Annotated in this window: 11 protein-coding genes; 5 read left to right on the forward strand and 6 right to left on the reverse strand. The window is 73.1% G+C overall.

The features are described 5' to 3' along the window. Window positions 1–30 precede the first annotated feature (30 nt). On the reverse strand, window positions 31–951 hold the full coding sequence (locus ACTWO6_RS09255; RefSeq protein ID WP_446219232.1) for a DNA-3-methyladenine glycosylase family protein: 921 nt from the start codon (window positions 949–951) through the stop codon (window positions 31–33). Between the two features lie 448 nt (window positions 952–1,399). Here ACTWO6_RS09255 and ACTWO6_RS09260 point away from each other — a divergent pair, with 448 nt between their 5' ends. From ACTWO6_RS09260 to ACTWO6_RS09280, 5 genes are all read left to right on the forward strand, one after another. Then, window positions 1,400–3,289 (forward strand): stealth family protein, encoded by a 1,890-nt coding sequence (locus ACTWO6_RS09260; RefSeq protein WP_446219233.1) that lies wholly within the window; start codon window positions 1,400–1,402, stop codon window positions 3,287–3,289. A 112-nt stretch (window positions 3,290–3,401) separates the two neighbouring features. Next, a complete protein-coding gene (locus ACTWO6_RS09265; RefSeq protein ID WP_446219234.1) occupies window positions 3,402–5,342 on the forward strand; it encodes a PIG-L family deacetylase in 1,941 nt (646 codons plus the stop codon). Continuing rightward, a complete protein-coding gene (locus tag ACTWO6_RS09270; protein ID WP_446219235.1) occupies window positions 5,339–6,985 on the forward strand; it encodes a stealth family protein in 1,647 nt (548 codons plus the stop codon). Before ACTWO6_RS09265 ends, ACTWO6_RS09270 begins: the two co-directional genes overlap by 4 nt. Continuing rightward, window positions 6,982–9,219 (forward strand): glycosyltransferase family 4 protein, encoded by a 2,238-nt coding sequence (locus ACTWO6_RS09275; RefSeq protein WP_446219236.1) that lies wholly within the window; start codon window positions 6,982–6,984, stop codon window positions 9,217–9,219. The genes ACTWO6_RS09270 and ACTWO6_RS09275 overlap by 4 nt, the downstream gene beginning before the upstream one ends. A 266-nt stretch (window positions 9,220–9,485) precedes the next feature. Then, a complete protein-coding gene (locus ACTWO6_RS09280; RefSeq protein ID WP_446219237.1) occupies window positions 9,486–11,024 on the forward strand; it encodes a stealth family protein in 1,539 nt (512 codons plus the stop codon). A 154-nt stretch (window positions 11,025–11,178) separates the two neighbouring features. On the opposite strand, the gene ACTWO6_RS09285 is transcribed toward ACTWO6_RS09280, so the two are convergent. The 5 genes from ACTWO6_RS09285 to ACTWO6_RS09305 all read right to left on the reverse strand — a co-directional run bounded on the left by ACTWO6_RS09285 (window position 11,179) and on the right by ACTWO6_RS09305 (window position 15,426). Continuing rightward, complete coding sequence (locus ACTWO6_RS09285; protein ID WP_446219238.1) at window positions 11,179–11,838, reverse strand: COG4315 family predicted lipoprotein; 660 nt, start codon at window positions 11,836–11,838, stop codon at window positions 11,179–11,181. Window positions 11,839–12,041: 203 nt separating this feature from the next. Next, window positions 12,042–12,830, reverse strand: a complete 789-nt coding sequence (locus ACTWO6_RS09290) for an anti-sigma factor family protein (protein ID WP_446219239.1) — start codon at window positions 12,828–12,830, stop codon at window positions 12,042–12,044. Continuing rightward, window positions 12,827–13,525, reverse strand: coding sequence for a sigma-70 family RNA polymerase sigma factor (locus tag ACTWO6_RS09295; RefSeq protein WP_446219240.1), 699 nt, complete (start codon window positions 13,523–13,525; stop codon window positions 12,827–12,829). Before ACTWO6_RS09295 ends, ACTWO6_RS09290 begins: the two co-directional genes overlap by 4 nt. 81 nt (window positions 13,526–13,606) lie before the next feature. After that, window positions 13,607–14,464, reverse strand: coding sequence for a spermidine synthase (locus ACTWO6_RS09300; protein ID WP_446219241.1), 858 nt, complete (start codon window positions 14,462–14,464; stop codon window positions 13,607–13,609). Further along, on the reverse strand, window positions 14,464–15,426 hold the full coding sequence (locus ACTWO6_RS09305) for a hypothetical protein (RefSeq protein WP_446219242.1): 963 nt from the start codon (window positions 15,424–15,426) through the stop codon (window positions 14,464–14,466). The genes ACTWO6_RS09300 and ACTWO6_RS09305 overlap by 1 nt, the downstream gene beginning before the upstream one ends. Between the last annotated feature and the right edge of the window lie 168 nt (window positions 15,427–15,594).

A 15,594-nucleotide genomic window follows, 5' to 3' on the forward strand; every position in this document is an offset into this window, starting at 1 on the left:
CCGATCCGCCCGCCGGGGACGCGGTGGGGGTCAGAAGCGGGCGAAGGAGCGGATCGGGGCGCGCGGGCCGTACCGCGGGGCGTGCACGCCGCTTGCCTCCAGCAGCAGGCAGACCCGTCCGCGGTGGCCGCGGAACGGCTCCAGCAGCGCCAGCATCCGGGCGTCGTCCCCGCGCGGCTCGCCCGCGAGGGCCCAGGCGACGGTGTTCGGGATGTGGTAGTCGCCGACGCTGACCGCGTCCGGGTCGCCGTACGCGATCCGCACCACCTCGGCGGCGGTCCACGGGCCGATGCCGGGGATCGCGGTCAGCCGGCGGGTGGCCTCCTCGGCGTCCGCGCAGCGCTCCAGGCGGTCGGCGGCGGCCGCCGCCCGGCGCAGCGTCTCGGCCCGCCGCTGCTCCACCCCGAACGGGTGGAAGACCCAGTACGGGCTGGCGGCCACCGCGGCCGGCTCCGGGGGCAGCAGCAGCGGCTGCAGGGGCCCCGGCGCGGGCTCGCGGAAGTGCCGCACGGTGGCCGCGTACGCCCGGTAGGCCTCCTTGCCGGTGACCTTCTGCTCGAAGACGGCCCGCAGCAGCCGGGGGAAGACCTGGCCGGTGGCCGGCATCCGCAGGCCGCCGTGCTGGGCGGCCAGCCGGGCGACCACCGGGTGCGCGGCGGCGAGGTCGGCGAAGCCGGTGAGGTCGTCACGGAGCCCGGCCACCGCGTCCGCCCGGTCGACCACCCAGCCGGCGCCCGGTCCGTACCCCTCGGCGACCAGTTCGTCGGCCGTCTGCCGCAGCATCAGGGTGGCCGGCCCGTCCGCGGTGCGGGTGGCCCACCAGAAGGTGCCGGCGGCGATCCGGGCGCACGGGTCGTACGGGCTGAAGGTGAGCGACCGGACCGAGGCGGCCAGTCGGTAGCCGGCCGGTGGGCGCAGCGTCCGGCGGGCGGCGGGTCCGGAAGGAGTCACCCGGACACTCTGCCAGGTCGACCGAGGTGCGCTGCCTGCGGCTCGTCGATTCACGGCGAATGAGATCGGCCGAACCGGTACCGGCCCCTCATCCGGAAGGTCCTACTTGTCGAAGGTGAAGTATCGGTCCGGTGGTCAAATGCGACGTAACCGGCGGTGTGCTGCTGTTAAGGAGCTGAACAGCTCCTGTCCCCGAGATGAATCCGTTGCTAACCTTTCGGTCTGTCGTTGCCCGGGATGAGTTCTCCTCAGCATTCCCACACCCTTTGTGCCGGTGTGCTGAGAGGAATCCCGGAAGCGACCAACGGGGATGTAATGAGAAGGGCGATCTGCGATGCGTGCTGGCTCCGAGTGTGTCCACGTGCCGGATCCGGCCTTGCCGGCCTCGCCCTTCGGGCCCTGACATGGCGGGGAGAGCAGCGGTCGTCACGTCCGACGGACCGCTCTCATGATCGCGCTCAAGGTCTACCGAAGCCTGCCGCCGGGAGTGCGGCACCGGCTGCTGGAGCTGCTGCCCCGGCACCGCCGGCTCACCCTCGTGCGGACCCTCACCCGGCCGAGCGGCGGCGACACCGTGCACCCGCTGGGCTCGCGGGTCACCGTCACCGACGGTGGCGTGCGGACGGAGGCCGAGGTGGTCGCCGCGGCGACGCCGCTGGAGATGTGGCACCGCAACCTCACCGCGGTGACCACCGCCCTGGAGTCGGCCGGGATCGACCACCACTGCCTGCGGAACGACGACTACCTGCGCAGCTCGGTGGCGGTGCTCGACGACCGGCGGGCCGAGGTGCGCCGGCTGGTCCGCAGCGCCCCGGCGCTGTCGGGCGCGCACGTCCACATCGTCGAGGTGCGGCCCGCGCGCAACGAGCCCGACCTGGCGTCCACCGAGGTGATCCAGGTGTGGTTCCCGGTGACGGACGCCCGGGCGGGCGTGGTGCTGGGGGCCCAGTTCGCCTGCGAGATCGAGTTCTGGACCCGGGTGGGCGACGTCGTCCGCGCGCCCCGGCACAACGCGGTGGTCGACGAGGCGCCGGCCCGGGCCGAACCGGTCCAGGTGGCGGCCGCGCTGATCAGCCACTTCGTCCCCGAGGCGGACGACCACACGTACCGCACCCGCCGGGACCTCACCGTGCGGGCCCCCGACCGGGTCGGCTTCCCGATCGACGCCGTCTTCACCTGGGTCGACGGCTCGGATCCCGAGTGGGTGCGCCGGAAGGTGGCCGCGCTCGGCTCACCCGACGACACGCTGCACGCCGTGGCGGCGAACACCTCCCGCTACCACAACCGGGACGAGCTGCGGTACGCGATGCGGTCGCTGCACAGCTTCGCGCCCTGGCTCCGCCGGATCTTCCTGGTGACCGACAGCCAGCTGCCCAGCTGGCTCGACCCGAACCACCCGATGGTCACCGTCGTCACGCACGCCGAGCTCTTCGCGGACCTCGGCGGGCGGTCGTCGTTCAACTCGCACGCCATCGAGTCCCGGTTGCACCGCATCGAGGGCCTCGCCGAGCACTTCCTCTACTTCAACGACGATGTCTTCCTGGGCCGGCCGGTGCTGCCGACCCACTTCTTCCATGCCAACGGAATCGCGAAGTTCTTTCCCTCCCCGGCCCAGTTCGGCCTGGGGGCGGCCAAGCCCAGCGACCCGCCGGTGAAGGCCGCGGGGAAGAACAACCGCAGGCACATCCAGCGGCAGTTCGGGGTCACCATCACGCAGAAGATGAAGCACACCCCGTTCGCCCTGCGGCGCAGCATCATGCAGCAGATCGAGGCCATGTTGCCGGGGGACGTGGAGGCGACGGCGCGACACCGGTTCCGCCACCACGGCGACCTCTCCATCCCGTCCTCGCTGCACCAGTACTGGGCGTACCTGACCGCGCAGGCGGTTCCCGCCGACATCGACTACGAGTACGCGGACCTCGGCCACCCCTCGACCCCGGCCCGCCTCGCCGAGCTCCTGGCCCGGCGGCACCGGGACGTGTTCTGCCTCAACGACACCGACTCGGATTCCCAGGCGATCGCGGAGCAGGAAAAGATGCTGGCCGACTTCCTCCCGCGCTACCTGCCTTTCCCCGCGCCGTTCGAGCTGCCAGAGGAGTTGGTGGCCGAGCGACGGAAGGTCGGCGCCACCGCGTTGTGGCGGCAGGCCTGCGGCGTCGGCCGGCAGGGACCGCAGGTGGACGCGCAGACGATGCCCGCGCTCCGGGTCCGCCCTGCGGTGGACGGGCCCACCACGCCCTCGCTCCGCATCGGCACGCCACGGGCCGCCGACCGCGGAACCTCTGCGCCGCCCGGCGCGGAACCCTCCGTCAGACTGGGAGAGCGACGAGATGCCTGATCGCCTCGAGTGGGTCGGGCCGCTGGTCGCGCTCGGCCGCCGGGCCGCCCGTCTGCCGCGCGGTGCGCGGAAGCGCGCCATGCCCGTCGGCCGACCGCGGTCGATGGCCGTCATGGCACATCAGGACGACGACCTCTACTTCCTCAATCCGCTGCTGGTGAGCCAGTTGCGCGGCAGCGAGGAACACCTCACGGTCTGCCTGACCGCGGGTGAGGCCGACGGCCGCAACGCGCCGGGCGGCACCCCGGAACACGCCGCCGCGCTGGTGGACTTCGAGGCCTTCGCGGCCGCCCGCTACAACGGGCTGCGCTGCGCGTACGCCGACATGGTGCTGGGTGATCCGGACGCCAAGTGGCGCCGGGAGGTGACCACGCTGGCCGGCGGCACGGAGGCCGACGTGTCGGTCCTGGTCGACGCGCCGCACATCCGGCTGGTCGCGCTCAACCTCTGGTGCTCGCCCCCGGCGGGCGCCGCCCCGGGCGCCGGGTCGCTGCCCGAACTCTGGACCGGGCGGGCGGAGTCGAACCCGACGATGATCCCGCTCGGCTCGCCGGTCTCAGGCCAGCACAGCTACACCCGGGAGAGCCTGATCGAATCGCTTGTGCTGCTGCTGGAGCGCTTCGCCCCGACGCTGCTCTGGACGATGGACCCGGATCCGGACCCGCAGGTCCACAACCGCGCGAATCCGCGGCACGCGGACGCCGACGGCTACTCCGACCACAGCTTCCACACCGCCACCGGCCTCTTCGCCCACGAGGCGGTCACCCGCTGGTTCGCGGCCGGCGGCGGCCGCCGGACGTCGGTCGAGGCGTTCCGTGGCTACTACGTCCGGCGCTGGCCGTCCAACCTCAGCCCCGAGGCGCGCGCCCGCAAGCAGCGTTACAAGGACGTGTACGGCTGGGCCGACCGCCGCCCGAGCGAAGATCCTGCCGGCCTGGGCGACTGGAAGGTCAGCGGCGATCTGATCGCCGGCGGCAACGCATCCGGCACCACGCTGCGCTATCCCGGCTCGCGGTCCTGGGCCGGTCCCGGGGCCGACGGCCGGCTCTCGGCCTTTGCGGTGCGGGGTGGACAGGTCGTGCACTGGCGGGAAGACCGCCCCGGCGAGCTCGCCGGGAGTCGGCGGGTGCCGGGGCGCAAGCTGCTGCCCCACGTCGACGCCGTGCCGAACGCGGACGGGGGCTGGCGCCTTCTGGCCGTGCGGCAGGGGCTGACCGCCGACCCGGACCGGCATGTCCGCGACCTGTGGACGATCCTGCTGCCGGCCTCAGGCGACTACCGGGATGTGCGGTGGGAGTCGCTTGGCAACCCCAACGCGCAGAGTGCGCCGGCGAAGCGGCGCAACATCGGGATGCCGCAGGCCGTCCCGCTTCCCGGGGGCCGGGTCCTGGTGCTGGTCAGGAACGCCGGCAAGGGGCTCAGCGGGCGGCTGCACGACGGCTCGACCTGGACGCCCTGGCGGGACCTCGGCGGCAGGGACACCCAGGACGGTCTGACCGCGGTGGCACTGGACGACGGGTCGGTCGAGGTGCTCTCCGCAGGACGCAACGGCATTGCCCGCTGGCTGGTCTCCACGGCGGAGCTCACCGCCGAGTTCTCGGTGGTGCCCACCGAGGCGCCCGCGGGGCCGCCCGCCGTGGTGCGGCTCCCCGACGGCGGTCGGATGCTGTTCTGCCGGTGCCGGGACTCGGCGTCGGTCGTGTCGCTCCGCACCCGCGGCGACGGCCACGTCTGGGACCCGTCCAGCCTCGTCGACCTCGGCGGTCACGGCGGGCCGGGACCGATCGCCGCCCGGTTCGTCCCGGACGCGGGCGCGGTCCTGGTGGCCGTCAGGGACGACGCCTCGGCGACGAGCGTGATCTGGGTGGGGCCCGACGGCCGGGCTCGCGGCGCGTGGCTGCGGGAGGCCACGCCGGTCGCCGGCAGCCACGCCGTGTCGATGGATTCCACCGAGCGACCGGTCGTGCTGGCGGTCTCCGCCGGCGGCGGGCTGCTCGCCATGCCGGTGGCGCGCTCGACGTCGTCGCTCACGTCGATGAAGGAAGTACCGTGAACGACACATCCCTCGGCCCGGCGACGCTCGCGGCCCCGTCGGTTCCCGTACCGGCCGCCTGGCCAGCGCCGTCCACTCCGGCTGGTGAGCCGCACGACGTCCGCGAGGTGCTGGTGGACGGGGGACGCCGCCGCGCCCACGTGCACGCCGACCTCACCCCGCTGCGGGGCCGTCAGCTCAACGTTGCCGCGGTGACGGGGGCGCTCGACGCGCACGGCGTCGACTACTTCCTCATCCGGGGCATGGACGACCGGACGCCGGTGGTCGGCGTCAGCGAAGAGGACCGGGTCGCCGCCCTCGGCGCCTTGGAGAAGCTCGGTGCGGCCCGCACCTGCTACGTCAGCCAGGTGCTGCCCAAGCCGCCCATCCTGAGCGCGCTGCGGGACGCCGCCGACCCGGCCGTCTGGGCGGAGCTGCACCGGGTCCGAGCGCTCAAGATGACCTGGTTCCGGGTCGATCCGACGGTGAAGCTGGTCCTCGGCGCCGCGTACGGGTGCGAGGTGGAATTCTGGCGGCCGGACCGGAAGGCCGACGTGCTGCGCGCGCCCCGGCGCAACCGGATGATGCCGGCCGTCTCGATGGCCGGCGTGCCGGTGGAGGCCGGTGATCACCGGTTCACCCGACTGGCCGCGGCGGCGAAGCCGGGCCCGCGCTTCCGCACCCGGCCGGAGTTCGACCACCTGCTCCCGGACGACATCGACTTCCCGATCGACGTCGTATACACCTGGGTGGACGGCGCGGACGCGGAGTGGCAGCGTCGCCGGGCCGACGTCAAGGGCGAGGCGTTCCACGCCGAGGCCGCCAGCGAGTCGCGGTACATCAACCGGGACGAGCTGAAGTACTCGCTGCGGTCCCTGCACCTCAACGCGCCCTGGGTCCGCAACATCTACATCGTGACCGACCGGCAGCGTCCGGCCTGGCTCGATCTGAGCGCGGGGAACATCTTCCTGGTCAACCACGAGGACATCTTCGCCGACCGCAGCGCGCTGCCCACGTTCAACTCGTGCGCGATCGAGAGCCAGCTGCACAACATCGACGGCCTCGCCGAGCACTTCCTCTATCTCAACGACGACATGTTCTTCGGCCGACCGCTGGCGCCCCAGACCTTCTTCCTGGCCAACGGCAACACGAAGTTCTTCCTGTCCCAGAACCGGATCCCGCTCGGCCCGATCACCGGCGCGGACACCCCGGTCGACGCGATGATCAAGAACAACCGGCGGCTGATCGAGCAGAGGTTCGGCCGCACCCTGACCCAGGGCAGCCAGCACGTGCCCTACCCGCTGCGGCGCAGCATCCTGGCCGAGATCGAGCGCGAGTTCCCCGCGGAGCACGCCACGACGGTGCACAGCCGGTTCCGCAGCGCCACCGATCTCACCATCACCTACTCCCTGCACCACTACTACGCCTTCCTGACCGGGCGGGCACTACCCGGCCACGTCAACTACGGCTACGTGCAGCTCGCGGTGCCGGACCTCGTCGCCCGGCTCAAGCGCGCCGAGGCCCGGCGGGACTGGGACACCTTCTGCATCAACGACGCCTTCTCGACGTACGCACAGCTCCAGCAGCAGATGGCCATCCTGGAGCCGTTCCTGGAGGCGTACTTCCCGGTGCCCAGCCCGTACGAGTCGGCGGACCAGCGGTGAAGTTCTCCTTCCTCATCCACAACTTCTACGGGGTGGGTGGCACCAACCGGGCCGTGCTGAACCTGGCCACCGCGCTGGTGGAGGCCGGCCACGAGGTCGAGGTCGCGTCCGTGTTCCGCCGGCTCGATCGGACCATGTTCACCGTCGACGAGCGGATCACCGTCGTGCCGCTGGTCGACACCCGACCGCGCCGGCCGGACCGGACCGACCCGCGGCACCGGGAACCTTCGACGCTGATCCCGGCGACCGAGGAGTTCCACCTCACCTACAGCCGGCTGACCGACGAGCGGATCGTCAGCTACCTGCGCGCCACCGACGCGGACGTCGTCGTCGGCACCCGACCGGGCCTCAACCTCGCGGTGGCCCAGCACGCTCCGGAGCACGCCGTGCGGGTCGCCCAGGAGCACATGACGCAGGACCTGATCGACGACGCGTTGAAGGCCGAGATCAGCCGGCACTACCGCCGGATCGACCTGGCGTACACGGTGACGAGCGCGGACGCGGCGGCGTTCCGCTCCGGCAACCCGGTGCCGGGCACCCGGATCGAGGTGCTGCCCAACAGCTCGCCACCGCCCGGGGTCCCGCCCGCGGACGGGCGGAGCCGGATCGTGGTGGCGGCCGGCCGACTCGACCCGATCAAGCGGTACGACCGGCTGATCATCGCCTTCGCCAGCGCGGCGGCGGACTGCCCCGGATGGACGCTGCGGATCTACGGAGACGGCGAGCAGCGGCAGGCGCTCGCCGCGCTGATCCGGGAGCTGGGCGTCTACGACCAGGTACAGCTGATGGGCCGCCGGGACGACATGTCGACGGAGTGGGTGAAGGCCGCCATCGTCGCCATTTCCTCCGAGCGCGAATCGTTCGGCATGACGATCGTCGAGGCGATGCGGCTCGGCCTGCCGGTCGTCAGCACCGACTGTCCCGTGGGTCCGCGCGAGATCATCGACGACGGCGAGGACGGCCTGCTCGTTCCGAGCGACGACCTCGACGCGTACGCCGCCGCGCTGCGGACGCTGATGCGGAACGACGACCTGCGCGCCCGAATGGCCAAGATGGCGCTGGCCAACTCCGCCCGCTTCGATCCAGCCCACCTGGCTGCCCAGTTCGCCGACGGCTGTGCGGAGGTGCTGGCCGTCCGGCGCGGTGAGACGCCCCGGCCCCGCCGGACGGGACGACGCCCGACGCCGAGGAGGGGGCTGACCCGGTCGATGCTGGCCCGGGGCGGCGAGCTGTTCCGGGAGCCGGATCTGGTCCGGACGCTGGCCGATCCGCTGCTGCGCGGGATCGCGGGCAACGACCTCGCCCGGCGGGCGAGTGTGGGCGCGCTCGTGCGGCTGGCCCGGATCCGGCGGGCTCGGGCACCCAGCACCCGGCTGCAGCAGGCGATCCGGCGGCGGGTCTCAGGCCCGGCCGACGTACCGGTCGCGGACTGCCGGGTGCTGCCCGATCTCGGACTGCGCTGGTCGGTCGACGCGGCGGCCTGCTCTCCCGGCGCGTCGGTCGTGCTGCACAACCGCGACACCCGCGAGGTCGTTCAGGTGGCCCTCGCCCCGTCGAACGACGGCCTCCGGCACGTCGGCACGCTCGACGCCGACGCGCTTTCGGAGGGCCGGTGGAACGTCTATCTGGCGGACGGGAAGGGGGCCCGGCGCCGGGTGCGGCCGCAGCGGCTCGACAGCCGGGTCCTCGCCGACTGCCCGGACGACGGCCTCGCCGGGTCCGGGGTGCGGGCGCACGTGCCCTACCGCACCACGGACGGCTTCCTGGCGGTGCGCAGCTGGGTGCGCGCCGCGCACGCGGAGGTGCGCCGGATCACCCTCGACGGCGACGCCGTCACGATCGCGTTCAGCTGGTACGGGCCGGGGACCCCGGACGGCGCCGTGCTCCGTCGCCGGGGCGCCCGACCGGAGTCGCTCACCGTGCCGGCCACACCGGCGCCCGACGGGACGCTGACGATCGTCGTGCCCCTTGAGCCGCTTACCGACCTCCGGCTGCGCCGCTACGAGGACTGGGACGTCTTCCTCCGGCAGCCAGGCGGCGTCGACGAGGTCCGGCTGGGGCGGTTCGTCGATGACGTCGTCGACAAGAAGCGCACGTACAACTACCCGGAGATCCACCTGATCCAGGAGGTCGGGCTGGACCTGGTCGAGGAGGACCCGGCTCCGACGTTGCGGGTGCGCCCCTACTACACGATCGACAGCGAGCTGTCGGTCGTGGTCGTCGACCGGCCGTAGCGGCGATCGCAGAGGAGAGAAAGGCAGCGGTGAGCGAGTCGAGGTCAGCGTCGTCGGACATTCCCCGGGCCGTCGCCGAGCCGTCGAGGTTCGTCGACACCTACCGGCGGGTGTTCAGTCCGCAGGCCCGCCGGGCGATTGCGATGAGGGTGAGCCCGAAGACCCGTCACCAGTTGAAACAGTGGGTGGCCCGGGCCGCCGGAGACAACCAGCCGGTGGCTGTCCGAGGGGATCGGCTGGCACGTCGCTTTCCGGAACTTCTCGCCGTGGCGGACCGGACGGTGGTGACGGTCGACCGGCGCGCCCGTATCGCCCTGGTCCGTGCGGACGTCTCTCCGTTGCAGGCGCGCGCCGCAAACCTGTCGGCCGTCACGGCCGCGCTCGAGGAAGCCGCCATCCCCTACTTCTGCGTCCGCGGCGTGTCCAACCGGTCCTCGGTCGTCGCGGTGGATGCCGAGGACCGGGAACAGGTGCTCGCCGCGCTGGCTGCGGCATGCGCCCGCCTGCCGGGCTACGTGTCGCAGTCGACCGGCAGCGGCGCCGATTCGCCCGGCACGTCCACGCCCGGCTTCGAACCCCAGGCGTGGCGGCGGCTGCGGGACGGTCCGGTGCTGCGGTTGACCTGGTACTGGACCGACCCTCGGCGACGGCTGGTGCTCGGTCTGCCGTTCGGCTGCGACGTGGAGTTCTGGACCCGGCAGGAGGACAGCCTGGTAGCGCCGCGCCGTAACCTCGTGGCGGAGCGGCTTCCCGCGGGCGCACCGACCGTCCAGGCCACCGAAGCGTGCTTCACCGCTCTCGCGCCGCCCACCGCACACACGACGGTCCGGACCCGTCCGGAGTTCGCGATCCGGCGCCCCGACGACGTGACGTTCCCGGTCGACGTCGTCTACACCTGGGTGGACGGCACCGACCCGGAGTGGCTGCGCCGACGCGCGGAGGTGGCCGGTACGCCATACCACGCCGAGTCGGCGAGCGCGGCCCGGTTCCTCAGCCGGGACGAGCTGCGCTACTCGTTGCGCTCGCTGCACACGTACGCCCCCTGGGTGCGTACCGTCCACCTGGTCACCGACGACCAGGTCCCGGCCTGGCTGGATCCTTCCGCCCCGGGCCTGCGGGTGGTCAGCCATCGGGAAATCTTCCGCGATCCGTCCCTGCTACCGACGTTCAACTCGCACGCCATCGAGAGCCAGTTGCACCACATCGAGGGCCTGTCGGAGCACTTTCTCTACTTCAACGACGACGTCTTCCTCGGATGCGAGGTCACCCCCAAGGACTTCTTCCTGGCGAACGGCATCACGAAGTTCTTCCCCTCGCCGGCCCTGGTGCCACCGGGGTCGCCCTCGGCCGACGACATCCCGGCGTCGGCGGCCGGCAAGAACAACCGGCGGCTGATCGCCCAGCGGTTCGGCACGGTCCTCACGCAGAAGATGAAGCACATGCCCCACGCGCTACGGCGCAGCGTGCTGTACGAGATCGAGGAGACGTTCCCGACCGAGCACCACGGCACCGCCGGCAACCGCTTCCGCAGCGTGGCGGACATCTCGATCGCCTCGTCGCTGCACCACTACTACGCGTTTCACACGGGCCGGGCGGTGGCGGGAGAGCTGGAATACGCCATCGCCGAACTGTCCCATCCCGACACGCCCGCGCGCCTCGCGCACCTGCTCGCGCGACGGGACCGGCACGTCTTCTGTCTCAACGACGCCTTTTCCACCGAGGAGGACCTGGCCGCCCAGCTGTCGATCCTCACGCCCTTCCTGGACACCTACTTCCCGGTGGCCAGTCCCTGGGAGAAGGGCTGACCACACGTACGCGGCAGAGCGGCGCCGGCCCTGACCGGGCCGGCGCCGCGCCGGGACGCGGGGCGCTGCCGGTACGCCGGCGTCCAGGTCCACGACGGTGGCCGGCCGCGCCCTCCCCGGCTGCGACCGGCCACCGTGTCCGTGCGGTGCGGGATCAGTACGAGTACCCCGAGCTGCCGCCGTCGGAGCTGCCCGAGTCGTCGGACGCGGGCGGGGCGACCGCCTTCGGCGTGCCGGTGGGCAGGCAGGTCAGGTTCTTCTTGCCGTTCGGGTCGACCACGAACCAGGTGCCGCCGACACCCTGGCCCTTCCACTGGCCGGGCTTCTTGTCGCCGATGTAGCGGTAGACCGGCCAGCCGCCGATGGTGATCTGCCGGGTGCCGTCCTGCCGGGTGACGGTGCCGGCCTTGTCGTCGGAGACGCCCTGGAGCTGCGGATTGCCGTCGGTCAGCGCCGGCGGCCAGACCTGCGCGCACTTGTCCACGCAGTTCGACGACGGCGGGTCGGCGGAGTCCTTGTCGAACCGGTAGAGGATCCAGCCGTCCTGGTCCATGACGACGTTGCCCATCCGGGGCACCTTCTTGCCGACCAGTTGGTCGGTGAGCCGGACGTCCGCCGGGGGCGCCTGCTCGGGGGCGGGGGCGTCCGCGGTCGCGGAGGCCTCCGGTTCGGCCGCCGCGGTGGGTTCGGCCGCGGCGACGGCGACCGGCTCGGCCGCGCTCGAGTTCGCCCCGTCGTAACCCGCGGGAGCGCAGGCCGTTAGTGCGACCATCGCGCTCGCGACGATGACGGTCGTCCGCTTCAGGTGTGCCACGTGCCCTCCTCATTCTTGGCAGTTCACCGGGTAGTACGGGTGGTTCGCTGTCAAGGTTGAAGAGGAGAAGGTGCTCCATTTCACAGTGGATCGATTGAACCGTTCCGCCCGCGGGTGCGTAGGGGAGCACGTCGGGTCCGCCGCGCGGGCACGCCGAAGCGGCGCCGGGCGATGTCGCTGCCCGGCGCCGCTGACGTGGCGGATCAGAGGTCGGCCACCGTCACCAGCGGGCTGGCGATCCCGTTGACGTCGATCGACTGCACCTGAATCTTCGCGATGTCGTCGCGCACCGCCGAGGTGGACGCGGTCAGCTCCAGCGGGACCTGGTTGGTGTTCGTGCCGTACCCGCCGCCCGGCACCGACCAGGTCGAGACCACCTCGCTGGTGGCGTTCTTCCGGATGATCACCAGCCGGCAGGTACGCGGCCCGGGGAGCCTGGCCAGCCGGACGAACACCTGCGTGCCGTACTCCTTGGAGTTGAGGAACATCGTCGTCTTGACGCCGGTGCCCGGGTCGGTGGCGTCGTGCTGCTCACCATCCACCGGGTCCGGGCCCCCGAACCCGTCACCGGAGTTCGTCGGCTCCGGCGACGGTGGGCCGGTGACCGGGGTGGTCAGGGTCGGCTCGGCCTGCGGGATCCGGTCGTCGTCCCCGCTGCCCGCGAAGCCGGCGATGCCGACGCCGCTCAGGCCGCCGAAGACCACCACGGCCGCCGCCGTGGCGAGGAGCTGCCGGAACCGGGTACGCCGGCGGTGCTGCCGCACCGCCACCAGCGTCCGGTCCAGCAGGGCCGGGTCCGTCCGGGTCTGCTCCAGCGCGGTCATCGTCTCGCCGTCGATGCCGGCGAGCATCCCCACCACGGGGACCATCGTCTCCAGCTCCGCGGCGCACGCCCAGCAGGTGGCGAGGTGCTCCTCGAACCGTTCGGCGTCCTGCTGGTCGAGCACGCCGAGCGCGTACGCGGCCACGTCCATGTGGTCTGCCCGGCTCATTCCGTCACCCCCCGTTCCTGCAGAGCCGTGCGCAGCGCGCGCAGCGCGTAGTAGACGCGCGACTTGGCGGTGCCGAGCGGAAGGCCCAGCTCCTCGGCCGCCTCCGGCACCGTACGGCCCCGGAAGTACGTCGCCACCAGGATCTCCCGGTGCGACTGGCTCAGGGTACGCAGCGCGTCGGCGACCGTCATCGTGCGCAGCACCCGGTCCGTGCTGTCCGCCTCGGCGAACGCGGTCAGGTCCCGGTCGTACGTCTCCGCCGGGCGCGCCTGCTCGCTGCGATGCTCGTCGATGGCGATCCGCCGGGCCACGGTGACCAGCCAGGGGCGCAGCGACCCCTGCCCGTGGGTGCCGAGCCGGTGCGCGTTGCGCCAGGCCCGCAGCAGCGTCTCCTGGACGATGTCCTCGGCCCGCTGCCGGTCACCGCCGGTCAGCCGCATCACGAACATCAGCAGCGGACCGGCGTGCTCCGCGTAGAGCAGCCGGATCAACTGGTCGGAATGACTGGCCTCAGGGGACGCCGCCTGGTGGCGCCCGGGCGCCGGTCGCGGCGTCACCGGGTCATTCTGGCGATCGGCGGGGCGTGCGTCGACCCCGCGGCCCGCCTTCGACGCACGCGACTGCGGCTGCGCCCGGGCGAACATCCACTCAGGCCTCGCCACCTCGCCGTGCCAGCCGGCCGCCACCGCATGCATGCAGACCTCCGGTGTCCAATGACATCAGCCGGCCCCCACGGGCATGGCCGCCCGTGGATACGGAGTGACCCGCCCAGCGGATCAACGGCGCACGGAAAAAATTCCGGGCGGGGGTGGGGTGGAGGCGGTGGCGTCCGCGTCGCGCACCACGCCGGCGCCGCCGGCGAACCGGTCCAGCTCCTCGCCGGCCAGCACCCGGCCGGGGAACCAGTCGCCGGCCGCCCGCCGGGTCAGCTCCGGCACCGGCGGCTCGACCCGGCCGGCCACCAGCACCAGGTTGCCGTAGCGCCGCCCGCGCAGCACCGCCGCGTCGCCCACCAGGCAGGCCCGGGGCAGCACCGAGCGGACCGTGGCGACCTGGGCGCGGGCGTGCCGCAGCGGCGGGCCGTCGGCGATGTTGGCCAGGTACCAGCCGTCCGGCCGGAGCACCCGGGCCACCTCGGCGGCGTACTCCACCGAGGTCAGGTGGGCCGGGGTGCGGGCGCCGGCGAAGACGTCCGCGACCACCACGTCGTAGCTGGCGTCCCGACTGGCGGTCAGGGTGACCCGGGCGTCGGCCACCCGGACCCGCAGCCGGGAATCGGTGGGCCAGGGCAGCGCCCGCCGGACCAGCTCCACCAGGGCGCCGTCCACCTCGGACACCCGCTGGGTCGAGCCGGGCCGGGTCGCGGTGACGTACCGGGGCAGGGTCAGCGCGCCGCCGCCGAGGTGCAGCACCCGCAGCGGGGCGCCGGCCGGGGCGATCAGGTCCAGCGCGGCGGCCAGCCGCCGGACGTACTCGAACTCCAGGTGGGTCGGGTCGGTGAGGTCCACGTGGGACTGCGGGGCGCCGTCGAGGAGCACCGTCCAGGAGCCCGGCCGGTCCGGGTCCGGCACCAGCTCGGCCTGCCCGGTGTCGACCTGCTCGACCACCCGGTCGGCGTCGCGTCGGCGGCCCATCAGCGCCGGATCCCGCGGGCCGCCGCGGTCAGCACCCGGTGCAGCAGCCGGGCGTCGCCGAGCAGCCCGCGCAGCCGACGCTCCAGCCCGGCGATCGGGACGAGGTTCTGCGGGGCGCGCGGGTCCTTGTAGGGGGTGGAGGCGAACCGGGGGAGGGTGACCAGGGAGAGGTCGGCCAGGCCGATCGCCTCGGCCGGGGTCAGCTCCGCCGAGCACTCCACCCGCACGATGCCGGCCCACGGTGCGCCGGCGGCCACCGGCAGCCGCAGGTACCACGAGTAGCCGCCCCAGGCGGTGCCGAGCCGGAACACCGGGGAGCGCTGGCCCGGGGCGAGCCCGGTCACCACCGCGGTCAGCCGGGCGTCCAGGTACTGGCTGTGCTGGGTCTTGATGTACCCCAGGGTGCGCGGCAGCTGCCGGCGGCTGCGCAGCGGACCGTCCACCACCAGCAGGTCGCCGTCCACGCGGGCGGCGTCGGAGACCGCCACCTCCAGCGCGGTCAGCGGGCCCTGCACCGCCGCCGGGAGCTTGCTCAGCTCACCGGTGCCGCCGACCCGGTGCACCGGGTAGTGGATCCGGCCGGCCACCACGTCCTGCGCGGACGGGCTGGCGGTGAAGAGACCCCGGCCGACCCGGGCGCCGGCCAGCTCCGCCGCGCCGCGTTCCAGGTCGCAGCGGACCACCCCGGCAGCGTACGAGGCGGCGATGCCGGGGAACGACCCGCCGTCGTCCTCGGCCGTCCAGACGCTGGCGTCGATCCGGCGCACCCCGTCGACGAGCAGCACCACCGCCGGGGCGGGTACGTCCCGCCGGGCCCCGATCGCCCGCCAGTCGGTCGCCGGCAGCTCCACGTCCGGGTCGACCTGGGCGCTGCTCGGCGCCGCCGGGCCGCCGGCCGAGGCCTCGAACGAGGCGCCGTACGCCGGGTCCCACGCGTCGACGAAGAACCGGGCCTCACTCACCGGGCCGCCCTTTCGTTCGCGACTGCGGGGCTCCGCTGCGCTGCACTCCTCGCGCTCACCGGGCCGCCCTTTCGTTCGCGACTGCGGGGCTCCGCTGCGCTGCACTCCTCGCGCTCACCGGGCCGCCCTTTCGTTCGCGACTGCGGGGCTCCGCTGCGCTGCACTCCT

This window comes from Micromonospora sp. IBHARD004 (assembly GCF_052814115.1).